This window comes from Klebsiella sp. BIGb0138 (assembly GCF_004342285.1).
Taxonomy (GTDB): domain Bacteria; phylum Pseudomonadota; class Gammaproteobacteria; order Enterobacterales; family Enterobacteriaceae; genus Klebsiella.
In genome coordinates this window covers 262012-280296 of record NZ_SMCV01000004.1, presented here as the reverse complement: position 1 = coordinate 280296, position 18285 = coordinate 262012, and the positions used below count along the sequence as shown (strand labels likewise).

The following is an 18285-nucleotide window of genomic DNA, read 5'->3' as shown; positions in this document are numbered from 1 at the left end:
CCGCCGATCAGGGCCGCTGGCTGCTCGCCAGCCAGACCAGCAGCTTCAGACTGGCGGAGTAGTAATCATCCTCGGCGGTAATCTGCGGCTCGGCCTGCGGTTCGCCGACGGTTAAATCGCGTACCGCCAGCAGACCGCCGGTCATAAACCATGGGGAAACCTCGTTGGTCGTGACGTTGATCCACGCTGGCGTTTGCAGCCGCGAATAGCGCTGAAACCAGTTTTTCCACGGCGTCAGCAGCGCGCTGTGCGGGTCTGCCCAGGACACATACAGCGGAATACGAATCGCGTCATAGCTCATACGCGGCGGCCACTCTTTGGCGGGCTCCATCGTGCCGTCGGCTTTCAGCGCCACCCAATCGCTGGGCAGCTGCGCCTTACCCCATGCCATTTTGGCCAGCAGCGCCTGGCCATCGCTCTGCAGTTTGCGCCAGGCCGTCAGGTGCGTACGTGCCGCGAAGGCCTGCCAGGCGGGGAAAATAAAGTAGGACGGATTCAGGTTGAGATGGTCATTGTGGTTGAAGCCCCTGGCGCCGGGGAGCATCACCTGACGATTGGCAAAGGTCACCACGGTATATTTCAGCAGCGCAGCGGTAATGGCGTCGGAGGCGGCACCGTAGGCTTTATCCCCCCACTGCTGCTGGGCGCGAAGCAGCGCCCACGCAATCATAGTATCGCCATCGGTCGCATCATTTTTATCGGCGACAGGGTCCGGAGCGACGGGGTTATAGCGCCAGTAAAACAGCCCGTTATCTTTATTGCGCAGCGTCTTATCGGTCCATTGCCACAGTTTATCGAAGGCGGGCCGATCGTTTTTCGCCACCGCCAGCAGCATCGCGAACCCCTGCCCTTCGGTATGCGAGATATTACCGTTGCCCGTATCCACGATCCGCCCGTCAGCCATCATAAACCGTGATTTATAGCTCTCCCAGGCGGTATCTGCCCACGCGCGCGGGAGTACCATCATCATGGTGGTAAGCATGACCGCCACTGCAGCACGCAAGGACATAGATTCACCCGCTATGGATGGAAGTAGAGGAACTGAACATCAGAGACTGAGAACAAACGCTCACGCTGTAAAACCACGTGCGCACCGCCGCCCTGTCCCCGCAGCCAGCGAGAATAAAGCCCTTCGAGTATGGCACAAAATGCATTACACCAACGCACGCGCTGCGCTTCATCGCGGCTAACCGGCAGCGCCCGGTGGCGCAATCGCAGCCCCTCGTCGCTCACCTCGAGGGTGACCATCCCCCACTGAAAACGGCTCAGCAGCTGGTTGATATTGCTCTCCAGCGCGCCGACCGTCTCCGACTCCGGCAGCGGATAACTCTCCGCCAGCGCCTCCCCCATCTGCCGCAGGAAGGGTTGGCTCCCCAGCTCGCCGGCATTGTTCAGCATCCCGTCCACCATGATGCTCAGCAGATCAAACCATCCGGCGGGCGTTTGCTGCTGTTGAAACCAGGCCATGACCTCCGCGTTATTATTCTCCGTCATGATCAATAATCTCCCAGCATATAGCGGATATAGAGCCCTGCGGTGCTCTCGTTATAATCCCCGAAGGTGTCGTAGCCAATCTGGCCGCCAAGCGTCATCTGTTTGTTGACCTTGTAATCCGCACCGGCGCGCAAGGTGTAACCAATCCCACTCTTCGAGGTCGCCGAATAGTAGGCCTCTTTCGCAAAACCACTGGAAACGGCGGTCTCCAGGGTCTGCTGCCATTCCGAATTGGTCGGGAAGTAGGCGCTCTTATCCTGGCTGTAGGATTGATAGCCCACCGAGCCGCCGAGCTTCATCGTCCAGTTATCATAGTTTTCCGTCAGGTTGACCGGCAGCGAGACGCTGACATAGTTTTGCGGGCTGAAATAGCCCCCCTGACCGTAGGTGAAGTAGCTCAGGTTCTTCGAGTAATCCATGTAGCTCATACTCAAACCGGCCTGTAGCTGACGATATTCGTCATGGTAAGGCCGCAGATAAACCCCGGCGTTGGCGTTCACGCTGGTGTTGCTGGCGACATTCTGGCCCAGATAGCTGTACCCGCCGCCGCCGACATAAAAACCGGCGTCGCCGTCGTCATAGCTCAGCTGCAGGGTGCCGCCGTTTTTGGTCACCTGCCCCCAGTTTTTCCCGGAGTAGGCGTCTTTCAGACCGACATAGGACAGCAGGCTATCGGTCAGCGAACGACGCTCCCCGGTGAAAATCAGCGACAGATAGTTGGTGAGCTTCGGCGACCACTGCACGCCCCCCACCACGGTGTTGAGATCCTGGCCCAGCGGCGTGCTGCCGATATCAAGGCGGTAACGATCGCCGCTCAGGGCCATGGCCAGCTCAACGCCATTCGCTTTTTGCGCATCCGTCGAGCCGCTGGTCTGATCGATACTCGGCTTCAGGCTCGATGCCGCCAGATAGCTGGCGACCTGCCCGGAATCATAGGCCCCCAGTTTCGCCAGATTCTCCATGCCGCTGCTGCTGGTGGCGTTAAAATCGGCCGCACTCAGCGTCCCCAGCGAACTCAACGCCTGCGCGCCTGGGTTGCTGGCGAAATAGGTAGTACGTTCCGCATCAGTCATCGCCGCAATGGCCGCCTGCTCCTTAGTGGCGGTGGTGACCATATTAGAGACCGCGTTAGAGAGCGGGTTTGCGCCGTAGCGCCGCCAGGCATCGCCGCTGGCGGTGCCGGCGTTCAATGACACCGGCGTCACGGTAAAATCAAAACGCGCATCGCCAAACGGCGATGAGGACCAGGTCAGCGGCGTTTTTAACTCCGTTAACTTACTGGTACCGGATTCACCATCCCGGCCGCGAACGTCCATGCCGGTCTGCAGCCAGGTAGCGGTTTTTTCCTGCAACGTCTCCATCATGCTATCGACCTGACGCAGCATGCGGGTTTGCGCAGTTTCCACCGGCAGATCGGGGCGCTGGATACCGGGTAACGAGGTCCCGGTTCCGGTCGACACCTGCGAAACCTGCCACGGCATATACTGGCCATAAGCCGACGCCGTTCTTGTCGCGGCTGGCGTACGGGAGACGCCCACGAAGGGGTTATCCGCCGCCAGCACGCCGCCCACCGTTGGCGTTTGCGCACCGTTAGTACTCTGCAGCCCCAGCAGTTTGCCGCGGGCGCTGCGCAGATACGTCATGGCCTGCTGATGATGTCCCTGGGCCTCCGCGACCCGCGCCAGCAGCAGTAAACGATCCGGCGTATTGTCCTGGCGCAGCCCGCCTGCCAGCTGCTGCGCCCGCTCGTTATCACCCGCCGACAGGGCCACGTCGATCGCCCCGGAGCGGGCCGCCTGATCCGGCGTGTCGCGGGTCATCAGGTAGTCATAGACCACCCCGGCTTCTTTATTCATTTTGCCGCTCTGGTAGAGACGCGCCATGGCAAACATCAGGTCGGTATTTTGCGGATCGCTTTGCATCGCCGCCATCAGCTTGTCATAGGCTGCGGCGTAGTTCCCCTGCTCACGTAAACGATCGGCGTCGTTAATCACATAGCCATTGCGAATGCTCGCCAGCTGCGTCGGCGTACTACTGGCCTGAAGCTGGGGGTTGCTTAACAGGCTTTGCGCTTCGTTAGTCAGCCCGGCCTGATTGAGCACCGTCACCTGGTCGGCATAATCCCCGGCATTGCCTGATATCCCGCCGCTGATGCTATTGCGCACCAGCGCGACCGCGCTACTGACATCACCGCTCTGCGCGAGCAGGCGCGCCAGCTTCCCGACATCCGCCGGTGCTTTCGGCGGCGTGGCGGCCATCGCTCTCAAGGTGTTGGCGGCAGCGACCGAATTGCCCTGGGAGAGATAATTTTGCGCGGTTGCCAGCTGCAGGTTGTAGTTTACCCGCTGATGTAACTCACGCATTTGCGCGGTCTGACTGGCGGCAGGTATACGTCCCAGCAGCGTTTGCGCCTGCTGCCAGCCGCCGTTTTCGCTGGCGAAGAGCGCCGCCGCGTACAGCGCGCTGCCGCTGGCGCCGGGGCGATACGCGGCAGCCATCAGCGAGGCGGCCTCGCCGTCATTACCGGATTTTTGCAGCAGGCGGGCTAAATCAAGGCGCATCCAGCTATCATCCGGATAGCGGGCAACCCCCTGACGCAGCGTCGCTATCGCGCCGCTCACGTTACCGCCGTTGGCCTGTTCCTGCGCCTGCCGACGTAGCGTATCTCCCGGCATGCCGGTCACCACGCGCGGCTGCAGTTTTTGCTGCAGGCTTTCCGGCAGCGTACGCAGCATCGCCTGCGCTTCTGCCGTTTTATTCTGCTCACGCAGGACGTAGTACAGACTCTCGCGGGCCGGACCGTTTTGCGGCTGTTCATCGAGCAGCGAGCGCAGGGTTTGCTCGGCCTGCGGCAGATCTTTGTTGTGCCGCAGCACATCGGCGCGGAACAGTTTTGCCGATGTGCCGCGTGCGCCGCTCTGTTCAGCCAACGGGGCGGAGAGCGCCAGCGCCTGGCTGATGTTTCCCTGTTTATACGCCTGCTGCGCCTGGGCCAGCTGCCCATAGAACAGAGCATCGGCCGCCTGCTGGCGCCGCGCCGCCGAATCCGCGCCGCCGAGTTCCGCCGCCCGGTTCAGATACTGCGAGGCGGCCTGAAAATCGCCGTTCCGCTGGGCGATGTAGCCCATCCCGGCCAGCGCGTCCGCATCCTGCGGGTTGGTTTGTAAGACCTGCTCAAACTGCTGCTTCGCCGCCGCCGTGTTGCCGCTGTTCAGGTTGGCAAACCCCTGCCCGCGCGCCTGCCCGCTCAGCCGTTGGCGATAATAGTTCTGCACTTCGCTATCCTGCGGGTGGCGCTGCATCCAGGTATCGTAAAACGGCTGGTCGCCGGCCTGCGGCCCCAGCCACAACAGCGCCTGACGCAGGCCGCTGTCGGCATCTGTACTGCCGCTGGCCATCGGTTCCAGCATGGCGATCCCTTCCCGCCGGGTATCTTCCCGCCAGGTCAGCATCTTGCCCAACGCCACGCGTGGCGCATTCTCCTGCGGATGCTGCGCGACGTATTGACGCAGTTCGCTCAGCGCCTGCGGATAGAGCGACTTGTCGCTGGCCATCGTCATATAGTATTCGGCCGCCAGCCCCGACGGCGGGATATCGCCGTTAAACATACTGCGCCAGGTGGTCAACGCCGCGGGGATATTACCGCTTCGCGCCTGCTGCCGCGCCAGGTTCAGTTGACCTTGCGGTACCTGGGCCATTTTTTTGGCCGTATCCAGCTCCTGTAAACTGGCGCTGTTGGGGTCCGCCTTTGCCAACCGCTCCCGCCAGCGCGCGGCCGTCTGCAAATCGCCGCCCTGCTGCGCCCACAGCGCCATCAAATACAGCGCCTGGGTGTTGTTGGCATCGACCAGTAGCACCTTTTGCAGCGACTCCATCGCCAGCTCATCGTGCGATTTTTCATGCCAGTAGTTAGCCTGCGCAAACAGCGCCTGCAGGGCGGCATCATTGCCCGCCGCCTGGGCGCTGCCGAATGCGCCAAGCGTCAGCGCCCCTGACAGACAAAACGTGGATAATCGTCGGGTGGCCCTGGTATTCACTTTGCAAACTCGTCTCATTGGCTATCCCCCGAACTCAGACGCTTGCGCGCATGGCGCTTAAACATGGCGGTTAACGCCAGGCCAACGATCGTGGTGGTGATCAGCCCCAGCAGCGCCAGCAGGCCGGAGTGTTGGTTGGCATACCAGACGGCCATCATGTACCACGGCATTTGTCCGCTGGGGAACGGCGTGCTGACCTGGAAGCTGCGCACGCCATTATCACTGGTGATCACCGCCGTATCGCCGCGGATACCGGCGTTGATTCGCGGGGACTCAAGGTCATTTGTCAGCCTGGCCAGCTGATCGTCATTGCTGGCCATTGCCACCACCACCGTGCGCTGCGGGCTCCACGGCGAACGGTAGCTAATAAAGCCGCGCCAGGCGCTGCTGGAAGAGAGATAACGATCGGCATCAAGGGTCGCGGAGGTCCAGTCGCCGCTCAGCCAGCGCTGTATTTTCTCACCGATCCCGGACTCGCGTACCGCGAGCTGATTATCGAGCGGATAATACGGGGAGTGGGCCAGCAGGCGTTGATTAAACGTATTCTGGTCAAGAGTCGTCACCGCCAGCACATCGCGATCCCGCAGATATGCGACGCTCGCGTCACCGTCGGGGAGTCCCAGCAGCACCCGGTTGTTGGCCAGCGCCGTACCGGTCGCATTTCCCGAGCGCGCCGCCAGGTTCAGCAGAGTCGCCACCTGGGTTTCCGACGGCTGTTCCGGCAGCAGCAGCGTGGTTTGCGAATAATCCGCCAGCCGCGAGAACGGGAACGACGCGCCGACAAAATAGGAGAGGTTAGGCAGCTGCGAGAAGTGCCGCGTATTGCTCAGGTCAATCCATGAGTCATCGGTAATGCGGCTCTTGATGCCGGTATTCAACAGCACTGAACAGGGCGCGTCCTCTTTTGGCACCACATTGAAATATAAAGACAGTTGGTTATCACCGTAAATCAGGTAGGGCGCCAGCGGGATGGTAAACTGCTCCTGACGCGCATCGCCGCCGAGGTGGCGCCAGAGCTTCTCCAGCGGCCCCTGTTTGTTCATCGGCAGATTGTGCAGGAAGGTATTGTTGAGCGTCACGCTCAGTAGCGACTTATCTTCGTTGATCCAGCTTTCCGACGGGAAGCGATAGCTAATCTGCAGGGGGATGGTTTCGCCATCCCACAAATAGAGATCCGGCGCGGCGCGGAAAGCCACCTGCAGCGGTTCATGCCATACGCCGCTCACCGTTGCGCTTTGATCTTTACGCAGCAGTTCGCTGATTTTTACCGGCCGATCGGTGGGGATCCAGCGCGGCGCATCATACGGTTTACCGAGCGGGATGGTTTGCGGATCCACTTCCAGGCGGGTGGTCTGCGGGGCGATGTCACCGCGGGTCAGCCGCCAGGCCGCCGTGCGCAATGCCGCATCATTGTGCCCGACAATCAGCAGCAGTTTGTAAGCCGGGTTACCCGGGTTATCAACAATCTGCAGCAGCGGTTTATCGGTTTGCGGTAAGGTTAACCCGCCAATCCGATCGCCCGGATGACCGATAAGAATGCCGTGCCGTTCCGGCAGACGATCGCGCATGGCGTTGAAAGCGATCCCGCGATAATCCGCCTGAATCCCCAGCCATGATGACACCAGCGCCGCCGCGCTGAAGATATCCGCAGTGGATTTCTCCGGATACGCCAGCGCAATATCTGCCGGGGTCATCTGCATACTGTCGAAGAAGGGGCGCGGGAAGAAGCTTAAATCATTGCTGATATTCAGCGGCTGGCTTTCCCAGCTAAAGCGCGAGGTGGGTAAAATCACCACCCCGCGGGTGTCGCGCGTATCGAGCCGACACTGCAGCGTATCGCCATCGTTGACTTTAAAACTTAAATTATTGCTGGAAACCATCAGCGCGGCCGGAATATCCAGCTGATAGTGCGAGATGTCGGCGCCGTCCGTACCCAGCGACACCGTTCCGAGCGGCTGACCGTTAAGCATCAGCTGGAGCGTGGCGTTTCGCGTCGCCAGCTCCGGTGACACCCGGACATCCAGCATCAGTTCCGCATGCGTGACCACCTGGTCGGAGGGCAGCGTAAAATCAACGCCGCCCTGCTGTTGCCCGCCGCTCAGCATAATCCCGTCCGCCATCCCGAGCTGCGTCATATTCAGGCTACCGCCCACAAGCGGGGATAACGGCACAACATCGGCTGCCGCGCCGCTCGCCGGTGGTGGAAAGGTCGGCGGCGATACGGATTCTGACGTTGGTTCCGTCGGAGTAGCGGGAGTTGCTGAAACCGGTTCATCCGCCGGTGGGCTGTCCTCCGCCGCATCCGGCAGCGGGAAATTCAGCGACGCGGCACGATCGACAGCGCGCTCTTCAGCGTGCAGCGCAGGCGCAGAGAGCATCCCCGCCAGCAGCGCAAGCGTGGTTAATCGCTTCATAGACGCCCATCCTCCTGCGCCGCATGCGCCATCGGTCTCTGCCGACGCTGGCTACGCCGTGTTTTCCACGTCAGCCAGAACAGTTCAAACACGCAGCGCAAAATGGTCACAAACGAACGGAATGGGTTATCCTGCGGACGCGGCGGATTAATCCACGCGTCCGCGCGCGCCAGCACGACGCGCACCAGCTCCCGGCGCAGCGAGAGCGGGATGTTTTCATCAAACTTCAGGCGAATATAACGTTCGTCCGCAGTGACCTGCTCGGCGGGAATACAGATCGCCCCCGACTGCAAAATCAGCTCAATTTCTTCAATCTTATCCTGCAGATGACGCGAGTCCGGAACGGCAATACGGCAACCGCCCATCGACAGGTCAACGGTATGGCTGCGCGAGACAATGCCGCTGGCATAGTGAATCAGTACCGGTACATCAACGTCGATGCGAATCGTTTTGCGTACCTGACGGGTCTCCCGCGCGACGGCGATCGCCGCCAGCAGGAAGATCAGGCTGTACAGCCCCCAGCCGACGTTCAGCGCGATAACGTTGGGATCTGAACCGAAATAGTCATGACCCAGCGCGCGAACGATCCCGAGGATCACCCCCACGCCCAGCAGACATGCCACCACCAGATGCGGCCTGACGACGGTAAAATCAAAGTAACCGACATCCAGCAGCCCCCCCTTGTCGGTGACGTTGAATTTACCGCGTTTGGGGAAAATCATCGTCACCAGAGTCGGCAACACCAGATGGAATGCCAGCACAATGTCGTAAATCTCCCCCCAGAAACTGTAGCGATAGCGGCCGTTCATGCGCGAACCGACGTAAATCGCCAGAAACAGATGCGGTAGCGCATACGACACAATCAGGCTGGCCGAGGAGTAGATAATGTTCAGGTTAAACAGCAGATAGGCTAACGGCGCGGTAACAAATACCACCCGCGGCAGGGCAAACTGATAGTAGAGCATCGCGCTGAGATAGCACAGACGCTGCTGGAAAGTGAGCCCGCGGCCCAATAGCGGGTTATCAAGACGGAAAATTTGCGTCATCCCACGCGCCCAGCGGGTTCGCTGAATCACATGCACCACCAGACGTTCGGTGGCTAGCCCCGCCGCCAGCGGAATATCGAGAAATGCCGACTTCCAGCCCAGACGCTGGAATTTCAGCGCGGTATGCGCGTCTTCGGTGACCGTTTCTACCGCGAAGCCCCCAATCTGCTCCAGCGCCTGACGGCGAATCACCGCGCAGGAACCGCAGAAAAAGGTCGCATTCCAGTTATCGTTACCCTGCTGAATCGGACCATAGAACAGCATCCCTTCGTTGGGAATGTTGCGCCCTACCGACAGGTTGCGCTCGAAAGGGTCCGGCGAGTAGAAGTAGTGCGGCGTCTGCACCAGCGCCAGCATCGGGTCTTTGAGAAAACCGCCGACCGTCGCCTGCAGGAAAACGCGGGTCGCCACGTGGTCGCAGTCAAACACGCAGATAAGCTCACCCTGCGTGAGCGTCATGGCGTGGTTAAGGTTGCCCGCTTTGGCATGCTTATTATCATTGCGGGTGATATAGCCCACCCCGACATCGGCGGCAAACACCGCGAACTCGCTGCGTTTACCATCATCCAGCAAATAAATTTTCATCTTATCCGCCGGGTAATCAATGCATTGCGCAGCCAGCACGGTATCCCGCACCACTTCAAGCGGTTCGTTGTAGCTCGGAATATAGATATCGACCGTCGGCCACTGGCTCATATCCTCCGGCAGCGGCACAATTTCTCGCTTCAGCGGCCACACCGTCTGCAGATAGTTCAGCAGCAACATCACCCAGATATACACTTCCGCCAGAAATAGCCCCATCCCCAGCACCGTCTCGATTCCGGAGTTGAAATGCAGGGTTTGCGTCAGGCGAAAATACATGTAACGCGTGGACATCAGCAGAGAAGTGACGACCATAATGACCGAAATACCGCGCTTCTTGCTAAAGCCCATTAAGAAAAGAATACCAATGCTGAGCAGGCCAAAAAGATACTGCTTTTGGCTATCCATTGGCGTGATAACGATCAGCACCGCCACCGGCGATAACACCAGCACCAGCAACCAGAAAAGTGTTTTTTTCATTCCGCAGCCCTGCAATAAGTTACAGCCCTGACATGCGAGGCAGGCTGTGCACCGTGCCATCGCCAATATGGATCCCCAACAGTGCAGAGATTTTTTTTGCTATGATTTCAATATCAAAGGCGGCTGCAGAAGATGAGCTAAAGTCAAGAATCGACTTCTGAGAAGCATTCGCCTCCACCACGCTTTCATCACGGTGGATGATGCCCAACAGGCGATCGCCCAGCTTTTCCTCCATCAACGCGGTGACGTCACGGCTCACCTGACGGCGATTATCACTCTGGTTAATCACGAAAAAATGTCCGTGCTTATGATTAAGCTCATCGCCGGTTAAACGCTGCTTTTCCACGTGCGCTAAGGTCGACAGCGAGGCCGTATCCGCCAGCAGCGGTACCAGATGCAGGTCGGCAAGCGGGGTCAGCGCCGTCAGCGCCGCCGAAGGACCCGGCGGCAGATCGGCGATGATAATCAGACCGGGATAGTTCAGCAGCGCCGCCAGACCGCGGGTCAGAAAATGGGGATCGTTGAGCAGACGTTCGTCAAACGCCCGCCGCTGCGTTTCCGTCACGTCGCCGTAGGGCAGCACGAAGATATTGCTGCCTGCGCTAAGCACACACTGGCTCCAGTCATGCAGATCCAGGGCTTTCGCCACATAGCCCCGCTCATCGCTGAGGGGAACGCCAAAATGCAGGCGCAGCGCATTCTGCCTATCAAAGTCCAACGCCAGCACCTTGCTGCCCGCGCGCGCCAGCGACCAGGCCAGATTTGCCGCCAGGGTCGTTTTTCCTACGCCGCCTTTTGGCGAACAGACGCAGATCAACGGCATGTTGCAATCCTTTCTAAAAGAGACTTCAGCGGCTGATCTTTATTTTTCGCCACCGGTTCAGCGGTTTTCGCCGCAAATAAATGCGCATAGCCTTCCGTCGCCGCGGTCGGCTGCGGACGAGGGGCGACCGACGGCGCGGATAGCGTCGCGGCCATCGCCGGAATGGGTTCCGCCGGGATGCTGTTTGCTGCAACAGGAGTTGGTTCGACAGGCGCAGCGGGAGTTGCCGCCGCCGCGGTTATCGGTTCGGCGACCAGGACAGGCGGCGAGAGCGTAGAGGGGGAGTGCACCGGTTCAGCTTCCACCCGGTGAAACAGATCCGCCGGCACCTGCTGCGGTAGCGGTAACGACACGCTGCCTCCCATTGCCAGCGAGGACTCTTTTGCTCCAGGCGTAAGCTGATTGAGAATAACCCAATCGCCCTTATCCCGGGTGACAGCCTGTGATGAAAGGTCCCTGAAATGTAGACTTTGTGTACCGGTCTTTTCCTTGAAGCGCTGCAAATCATCATAATGGTTCATTGATAACCTCATGATTCTACATACATAGTGTTTATCTTTTTATTCTGGCGCTCGATGTCATAAGCGTTGTTTATTTTATTTTTTTCATTCATTGCAACCGAATCAGGACGATCGACGTTACAAGGACTTGCCGGGAATATAAGTCAGGGTGGCTTAATTCACTGATGATTTTGCGGCTACCCTATCAGGTCCTATCTGAAATGATAGCTCCATTTTTTAGGGGCCCCGGAAAGAGCGGCGCAGACTCGGCTGCACATTAAAAATAATCAGTGATTTATCTCGTTAATTTATTAGACACAAGCAGAAATAAACACGCTTCATCCCGAGGATAAAATATATTAATCTTTTTATTACGTTATATAAATAGACTGAATGACTTATCGCGAATAAAAAAATAAGAGCGGTTATTCATGGCGGCAGATAACACGTTAGCGTGGCATGCGCTGCCGCCGACAGGGATTTCTCCGCCGACGGCAGCGCCGATCCTCAGGAAGGATGTTTTTCCTGATTTTCATCCTGATCGACGGCAAAACAGGCGACCAGCTGACCCCGATAATCCTTCAGCTGCGGCTGTAGCTGGGTGCACGGGCCAAAACGACGACGGCAGCGCGCGTTAAACGCGCAGCCCGGCGGCGGATTGAGCGGGCTCGGCAGCTCACCGGTCAATTTAATCCGCTCGCGACGATCGTCCGGATTGAGACGCGGGGTGGCCGACAGCAGGGCCTGAGTATACGGGTGCTGCGGATTGCTGAAGATCTGATCCTTCGACCCTTTCTCCACGCAGCGGCCCAGGTACATCACCATCACTTCATCGGCAATGTGCTCGACCACCGACAGGTCATGGGAGATGAACACATACGACAGCCCCATCTCCTGCTGCAGGTCCATCATCAGGTTCAGCACCTGCGCGCGCACCGATACGTCCAGCGCGGAAACCGGTTCGTCGGCAATCACCACGTCCGGGTCCAGCATCAGGCCCCGGGCAATGGCAATACGCTGCCGCTGGCCGCCGGAGAACATATGCGGATAGCGATCGTAATGCTCGGTTTTGAGCCCCACTTTCGCCATCATGGCCAGCGCTTTCTCACGACGCTGCTCTTTACTGAGCGAGGTGTTGATCTGCAACGGTTCTTCCAGAATCTGCCCCACTTTTTTGCGCGGGTTCAGCGAGCCGTAGGGGTTCTGAAACACAATCTGGATTTTCTGCCGACGCAGCTTTTCTGCCGTCGCGTCAGGCTTTAATAAATCCTGCCCCTGATAGTAAAGCTCGCCGCCGGTCGGGATTTCAATCATCGTCAGCAGACGGCCCAGCGTTGATTTGCCGCAGCCGGACTCGCCCACCACCGCCAGCGTTTTACCGCGTTCGAGGGTGAAAGAGACGCCATCCAGCGCTTTTACCAGCCGTTCCGGGGCGAACAGCCCCTTCTTCACCGGGTAGTATTTTTTCAGGTCGATGGCCTGCAACAACGAGCGTTGCGTGGTGGCCTCATGGGTACTCATAGCGTAGGCCTCCCGGCATCATCCAGTGGGTAGTGGCATTTCGACTGACGGCTGCCGTCAACGCGGTTCAGCTCCGGTTCTTCGCTCCGGCAGCGATCCGTGGCATAGGGGCAGCGCGGGTTTAACAAACAGCCGTTGGGACGGTCGTATTTCCCCGGTACCACGCCCGGCAGCGATGCCAGCCGCGCTTTATCCTGGGCAAACTCCGGCAGCGCGCGCAGCAATGCCTGCGTATATGGATGGCGCGGCGCGCGGAAGATATCCTTCGCATCGCCGGCTTCCACCACCTGACCGGCGTACATCACAATGATTTTGTGTGCCGCCTCGGCCACCAGCGCCAGATCGTGTGTAATCAGGACCAGCGCCATGTTCTCTTTTTGCTGCAGATCCAGCAGCAGCTCAATGATCTGCGCCTGGATCGTCACGTCCAGCGCGGTGGTCGGCTCATCGGCAATCAGCAGCTTCGGCCGGCAGGCAATCGCCATGGCGATCATCACGCGCTGGCTCATCCCACCGGAAAGCTGGTGCGGATAGACGTCGAGACGCGATGCCGGGTCCGGGATGCCGACCAGCGTCAGCAGATCGATTGCCCGCTGGACGCGGGTTTTCTTATTGCCGCCCTGATGCACCTTGATGGCTTCCATAATCTGATAGCCGACGGTGTAGCATGGGTTGAGGCTGGTCATCGGGTCCTGGAAGATCATCGCCACTTCCGCGCCAACCAGCTGGCGACGCTCTTTTTCTGAAATGCGCTTCAGGTCGCGGCCATTAAACTCCAGTTTATCCGCCATCACCCGGCCGGGATAATCAATCAGCCCCATAATCGCCAGCGAGCTGACCGATTTACCGGAACCTGATTCCCCGACGATCCCCACGACTTCGCCCTGGTTAACGCTGTAGCTCACGCGGTCTACCGCGCGAAACGGTGTGCCTTCGTCGCCGAAATGCACCGATAATTTATCAACATTCAATAACGCCATCTCGAACCTCTTACTGCTTCAGTTTGGGATCGAGCGCGTCACGCAGACCGTCACCCATCAGGTTAAATGCCAGCACCGTCAGCAGAATCGCTACCCCCGGGAAGGTGACGACCCACCAGGCACTCTGCGCGAACTGCAACACGTCGGAGAGCATCGTGCCCCACTCCGGTGTCGGCGGCTGCGCGCCCATGCCAAGGAAGCCAAGAGCGGCCATATCGAGAATGGCGTTAGAAAAACCGAGCGACGCCTGAACAATCAGCGGCGCCAGGCAGTTAGGCAGAATATTGATGAACATCTGCCGTATCGCGCCCGCGCCCGCTACCCGCGAAGCGGTCACGTAGTCGCGGTTCACTTCCACCAGCACCGCCGCACGGGTCAGACGCACGTAGTGCGGCAAGGCGACAAAGGTCAATGCCAGCGAAGCGTTGACGATAGAAGGGCCGAAGATCGCCACCAGCACCAGCGCCAGCAGCAGGCTCGGCAGGGCCAGCATGATATCGACGATACGCATAATGACCGAGTCAATCACGCCGCCGAAGTAGCCGGCGATCAGACCCAGCACCACGCCAAGAATCAGCGACAGCACGACGACCAGACAGCCCACCAGCAGCGATAAACGCGCGCCGTACATCAGGCGCGACAGAATATCGCGGCCGACGTCATCGGTTCCCAGCAGATGGGCGAAGCTTCCCCCATCCTGCCATGCCGGCGGCGCCAGCAGCACATCGCGGAACTGATCCGCCGGGTTATAGGGCGCGATGAAGTTAGCAAACACGGCGATGATAATCATAATCGCCACGTACACCAGGCCTACCACCGCCCCCTTGTTGCGTTTGAAATAGTGCCAGAACTCCTGCATCGGGGTCATAGGCACCGGCGCGGCGACAGTTTTATGTTCAGTAATTTGTGACATGATGGCCCCTTACTTCTTATGCCGAATACGCGGGTTCACCACGCCGTACAACAGATCGACCAGCAGGTTGACGAGGATGATCATCGTCGCGACCAGCAGCACCCCGCCCTGCACCACCGGATAATCGCGCCGTTGCAGCGCGTCGATCAGCCAACGCCCTAAACCTGGCCAGGAGAAGATGGTTTCGGTCAGAATGGCGCCCGCCAGCAGCGTCCCCACCTGTAGCCCGATAACCGTCACCACCGGTAGCATGGCGTTACGCAGCGCATGAACCACGATGACGCGCATCCGGGTCAGCCCCTTAGCGCGCGCGGTACGGATGTAATCCTCACCCAGCACTTCCAGCATCGATGAGCGGGTCATACGCACGATAACGGCCAGTGGAATGGTGCCCAGCACAATGGCAGGCAGAATCATATGCATCACGGCATCAATAAAATCGCCCGGTTCGCCCCAAATCGCGGTATCGATCAGCATAAAACCGGTCAGCGGCAGGGTATCGTCAAGGAACACAGTATCGCTGATACGTCCGGAGACCGGCGTCAGGTTGAGCTGCACCGAAACCAGCATAATCAGCATCATGCCCCACCAGAAGATCGGCATGGAGTAACCGGTCAGCGCGAGACCGACGGAGGTATGATCGAAGATAGAACCGCGTTTGACCGCCGCCAGCACGCCCACCGGGATACCGACGACAACGGCAAAAATCATCGCGCAGACGCCCAGCTCCATCGTGGCTTTAAAGCGCGGGACGAATTCTTGCCACACGGGAATGCGGCTTTTCAGCGAGATCCCTAAATCGCCGTGCAACACGCCCCAGATATAGTGGACATACTGCTGCCACATGGGCTTATCAAGACCCATTTCAGCCAGCAGCTGCGCGTGACGTTCAGGGGAAATACCACGTTCGCCCGCCATAATCATCACCGGGTCGCCGGGAATCATATGCACAAAGGCAAAAGTGAGAAGGGTAATACCGATAAATGTCGGGATGACAAGTCCCAAACGTCGGAGGATGAACTGCAACATAACCCGGATTCTCTATAGTGACGACCCGCCTGGTGACAGGGCGTCTGTATTGCTCACAAATGTAAATCCCCCCTCCCCGTTAAGGGAGAGGGGAAACATACTGTTTATTATTCGACAGAGACGTTTTCGAAGTGGTGCTTACCTAACGGGTCAACCACGTAGCCTTTAACTTCTTTACGCACCGGCTCAAAGACGGTGGAGTGCGCGATGATCAAGGCTGGAGCCTGATCGTGCATCACGACCTGAGCCTGCTTGTACAGCTCGATACGCTTGTTATGGTCTTCGGTGGCACGCGCCGGCTGAATCAGGTCTTCAAACGGCTTGTAGCACCAGCGAGAGTAGTTAGAACCATCTTTCGCCGCGGCGCAGCTGAACAGGGTGGCGAAGAAGTTATCCGGATCCCCATTGTCGCCGGTCCAGCCCATCATGACGGTCTGGTGTTCACCCGCTTTCGCCCGCTTCAGGTACTCACCCCATTCGTAGGTCACGATCTTGGCCTGAACGCCGACTTTAGCCCAGTCGGACTGGATCATCTCCGCCATGCGGCGCGCGTTCGGGTTATATGGACGCTGTACCGGCATTGCCCACAGATCGATCGTGAACCCTTTTTCCATGCCGGCTTCTTTCAGCAGCGCTTTCGCCTTTTCCGGATCGTAGGTGTAGTCTTTAACATCGTCGTTATAACCCCACATGGTCGGCGGAATCAGGTTTTTCGCCGGCTGGCCTGCGCCCTGGTAAACGGCTTTGATAATCGCTTCTTTGTTCACCGCGTAGGTCAGCGCCTGACGGACTTTGACGTTATCCAGCGGTTTCTTCTCGGTATTGAAAGAGAGGTAACCGACGTTCAGACCCGGTTGCTCCAGCAGGTTGATGTTCTTATCTTCTTTCATCCGCGCGATGTCTGCCGGGTTCGGGTACGGCATCACCTGGCACTCATTTTTCTGCAGTTTGGCATAGCGCACGGAAGCATCAGGCGTGATGGAGAAGACCAGGCGATCGATCTTCGGCTTGGTGCCCCAGTAGCCCGGGAAGGCTTTATAGAGAATACGGGAGTCTTTCTGGTACTGCAGCAGCTGGAACGGGCCGGTACCGATCGGGTTCAGGTCCACTTTTTCCGGCGTGCCGGCTTTCAGCATGTTGTCGGCATACTCTTTGGATAGAATCGAGGCGAAGTCCATCGCCAGGTCCGCGAGGAACGGCGCTTCCGGACGAGTCAGCACGAACTGGACGGTATTATCGTCCACTTTCTTCACTTCGCTAATCAGGTCAGGCAGGCCCATGCCTTCGAAGTATTCGTAGCTGCCGCCAGACACTTTATGGTACGGGTTTTGTGCGTTTTTCTGGCGATCGAACGAGAACACGATGTCATCAGCATTCAGGTCGCGGGTCGGTTTAAAATCTTTATTATCCTGCCACTTCACGCCCTGACGCAGGTGGAAGGTATAGGTTTTTCCGTCTTCGCTGACTTCCCATTTTTCAGCCAGGCCCGGAATAACTTCGGTGGTACCGGTTTTGAATTCGACCAGACGGTTATAAATTGGCACTGAGCTGGCGTCATAGGTGGTACCAGAAGTGAACAGCTGTGGGTTAAAGCCTTCCGGCGAGCCTTCAGAACAATAAACCAGGGTCTTAGCCTGAACGCTTGCTGCAACGGTCAGGGCGACCAGGCTCAGACCAAGCTTCAGCATCCCTGACTTTTTCAAGGAAATACTCATTATTCTGCTCCAAATGTGATGTTGTTTGCATATATCCGCCAGACCTTTATTTATTTTTTACCCGGTCTGGTCGGTGGTGCCCGAAGGCCTGGATGAGAGATGGGGATTCCTTTCACAAAAACGCCTGAGTTGCAGTGCGGATTCTCCATGAAATGCCCCTCATGCCCTACAATCTGTCAACAGAATGCGTAAACGTCAATACAGCCAACCTGGTTTTACATCCGGGGTGAGAATCAACAGGCAAAGATTAAAAAAACTTCACGGCGCTATTTTCAGCAGAGAAATTTATGCTAGCGGCAAACAGGCAGCATAAATGCCTTAATAGTTTGCAGCAGGTAGTGATAAGCAATTCTGGCAAATGATGAAAATTTATTACGATGTGGCCAATATGTGAGCGATTAATAGCGCGAACGTTAAAACGCACAGCGGAAAATGCTGTAGTTATCCATAAGCTTCGCGAAAAAAGATCGGTACATATATAAAAAAATACAATGGAAGATGTCACAAAATAGTTAACAGGCGGTGTAAAACGCCGATTCATGCTTTTTTTGTGACTCTGGTTAAATATAGCCTCCCCGGCGTTGCGACGTTCGGCCGCGCCCTCAATGCCATCAAGGCGGGGGGGTTCTTTTTTACGGTGGTTTGGGCGAAGAAAACAGCTTCGCCCAAACCACCGTTTACCGGCATAGCGTAAGTCCGCGATAAACTGCTGACCCACCTCAAGTGATCAGCGCTGCTCAAAGAGCGGGCT

11 protein-coding genes and 1 pseudogene are annotated in these 18285 nt (G+C 58.0%); all 12 read right to left on the bottom strand.

Going from position 1 to position 18285, the window contains the following annotated elements; translation table 11 throughout:
- Positions 1 to 7: 7 nt before the first annotated feature.
- A complete protein-coding gene (locus tag EDF73_RS12065) occupies positions 8 to 1009 on the bottom strand; it encodes a glycosyl hydrolase family 8 (protein WP_132729367.1) in 1002 nt (333 codons plus the stop codon).
- A gap of 11 nt (positions 1010 to 1020) precedes the next feature.
- Positions 1021 to 1497: a cellulose biosynthesis protein BcsD gene (gene bcsD / locus EDF73_RS12060; RefSeq protein WP_165905712.1), complete on the bottom strand. Its 477-nt coding sequence runs from the start codon at positions 1495 to 1497 to the stop codon at positions 1021 to 1023.
- Entirely contained in the window at positions 1497 to 5549 is a 4053-nt protein-coding gene (locus tag EDF73_RS12055) for a cellulose biosynthesis protein BcsC (RefSeq protein ID WP_132729365.1), read from the bottom strand. The genes bcsD and EDF73_RS12055 overlap by 1 nt, the downstream gene beginning before the upstream one ends.
- Positions 5546 to 7945 (bottom strand): cellulose biosynthesis cyclic di-GMP-binding regulatory protein BcsB, encoded by a 2400-nt coding sequence (bcsB, locus tag EDF73_RS12050; RefSeq protein ID WP_132729364.1) that lies wholly within the window; start codon positions 7943 to 7945, stop codon positions 5546 to 5548. Before bcsB ends, EDF73_RS12055 begins: the two co-directional genes overlap by 4 nt.
- Positions 7942 to 10053: a UDP-forming cellulose synthase catalytic subunit gene (bcsA, locus tag EDF73_RS12045; RefSeq protein ID WP_132729363.1), complete on the bottom strand. Its 2112-nt coding sequence runs from the start codon at positions 10051 to 10053 to the stop codon at positions 7942 to 7944. The genes bcsB and bcsA overlap by 4 nt, the downstream gene beginning before the upstream one ends.
- A 19-nt stretch (positions 10054 to 10072) precedes the next feature.
- A pseudogene (locus EDF73_RS12040) lies at positions 10073 to 10865 on the bottom strand (cellulose synthase operon protein YhjQ/BcsQ).
- 1 nt (position 10866) lies between these two features.
- Complete coding sequence (locus EDF73_RS12035) at positions 10867 to 11397, bottom strand: cellulose biosynthesis protein BcsO (RefSeq protein ID WP_132729361.1); 531 nt, start codon at positions 11395 to 11397, stop codon at positions 10867 to 10869.
- Between the two features lie 486 nt (positions 11398 to 11883).
- Positions 11884 to 12897, bottom strand: a complete 1014-nt coding sequence (dppF, locus tag EDF73_RS12030) for a dipeptide ABC transporter ATP-binding subunit DppF (protein WP_132729360.1) — start codon at positions 12895 to 12897, stop codon at positions 11884 to 11886.
- Positions 12894 to 13877: a dipeptide ABC transporter ATP-binding protein gene (gene dppD / locus EDF73_RS12025; protein ID WP_132729359.1), complete on the bottom strand. Its 984-nt coding sequence runs from the start codon at positions 13875 to 13877 to the stop codon at positions 12894 to 12896. Before dppD ends, dppF begins: the two co-directional genes overlap by 4 nt.
- 10 nt (positions 13878 to 13887) lie before the next feature.
- Positions 13888 to 14790, bottom strand: a complete 903-nt coding sequence (dppC, locus tag EDF73_RS12020) for a dipeptide ABC transporter permease DppC (RefSeq protein ID WP_132729358.1) — start codon at positions 14788 to 14790, stop codon at positions 13888 to 13890.
- A 9-nt stretch (positions 14791 to 14799) separates the two neighbouring features.
- Positions 14800 to 15819, bottom strand: a complete 1020-nt coding sequence (gene dppB, locus EDF73_RS12015) for a dipeptide ABC transporter permease DppB (protein WP_132729357.1) — start codon at positions 15817 to 15819, stop codon at positions 14800 to 14802.
- Positions 15820 to 15926: 107 nt separating this feature from the next.
- Positions 15927 to 17534: a dipeptide ABC transporter periplasmic-binding protein DppA gene (gene dppA, locus EDF73_RS12010; protein WP_132729356.1), complete on the bottom strand. Its 1608-nt coding sequence runs from the start codon at positions 17532 to 17534 to the stop codon at positions 15927 to 15929.
- Positions 17535 to 18285 lie beyond the last annotated feature (751 nt).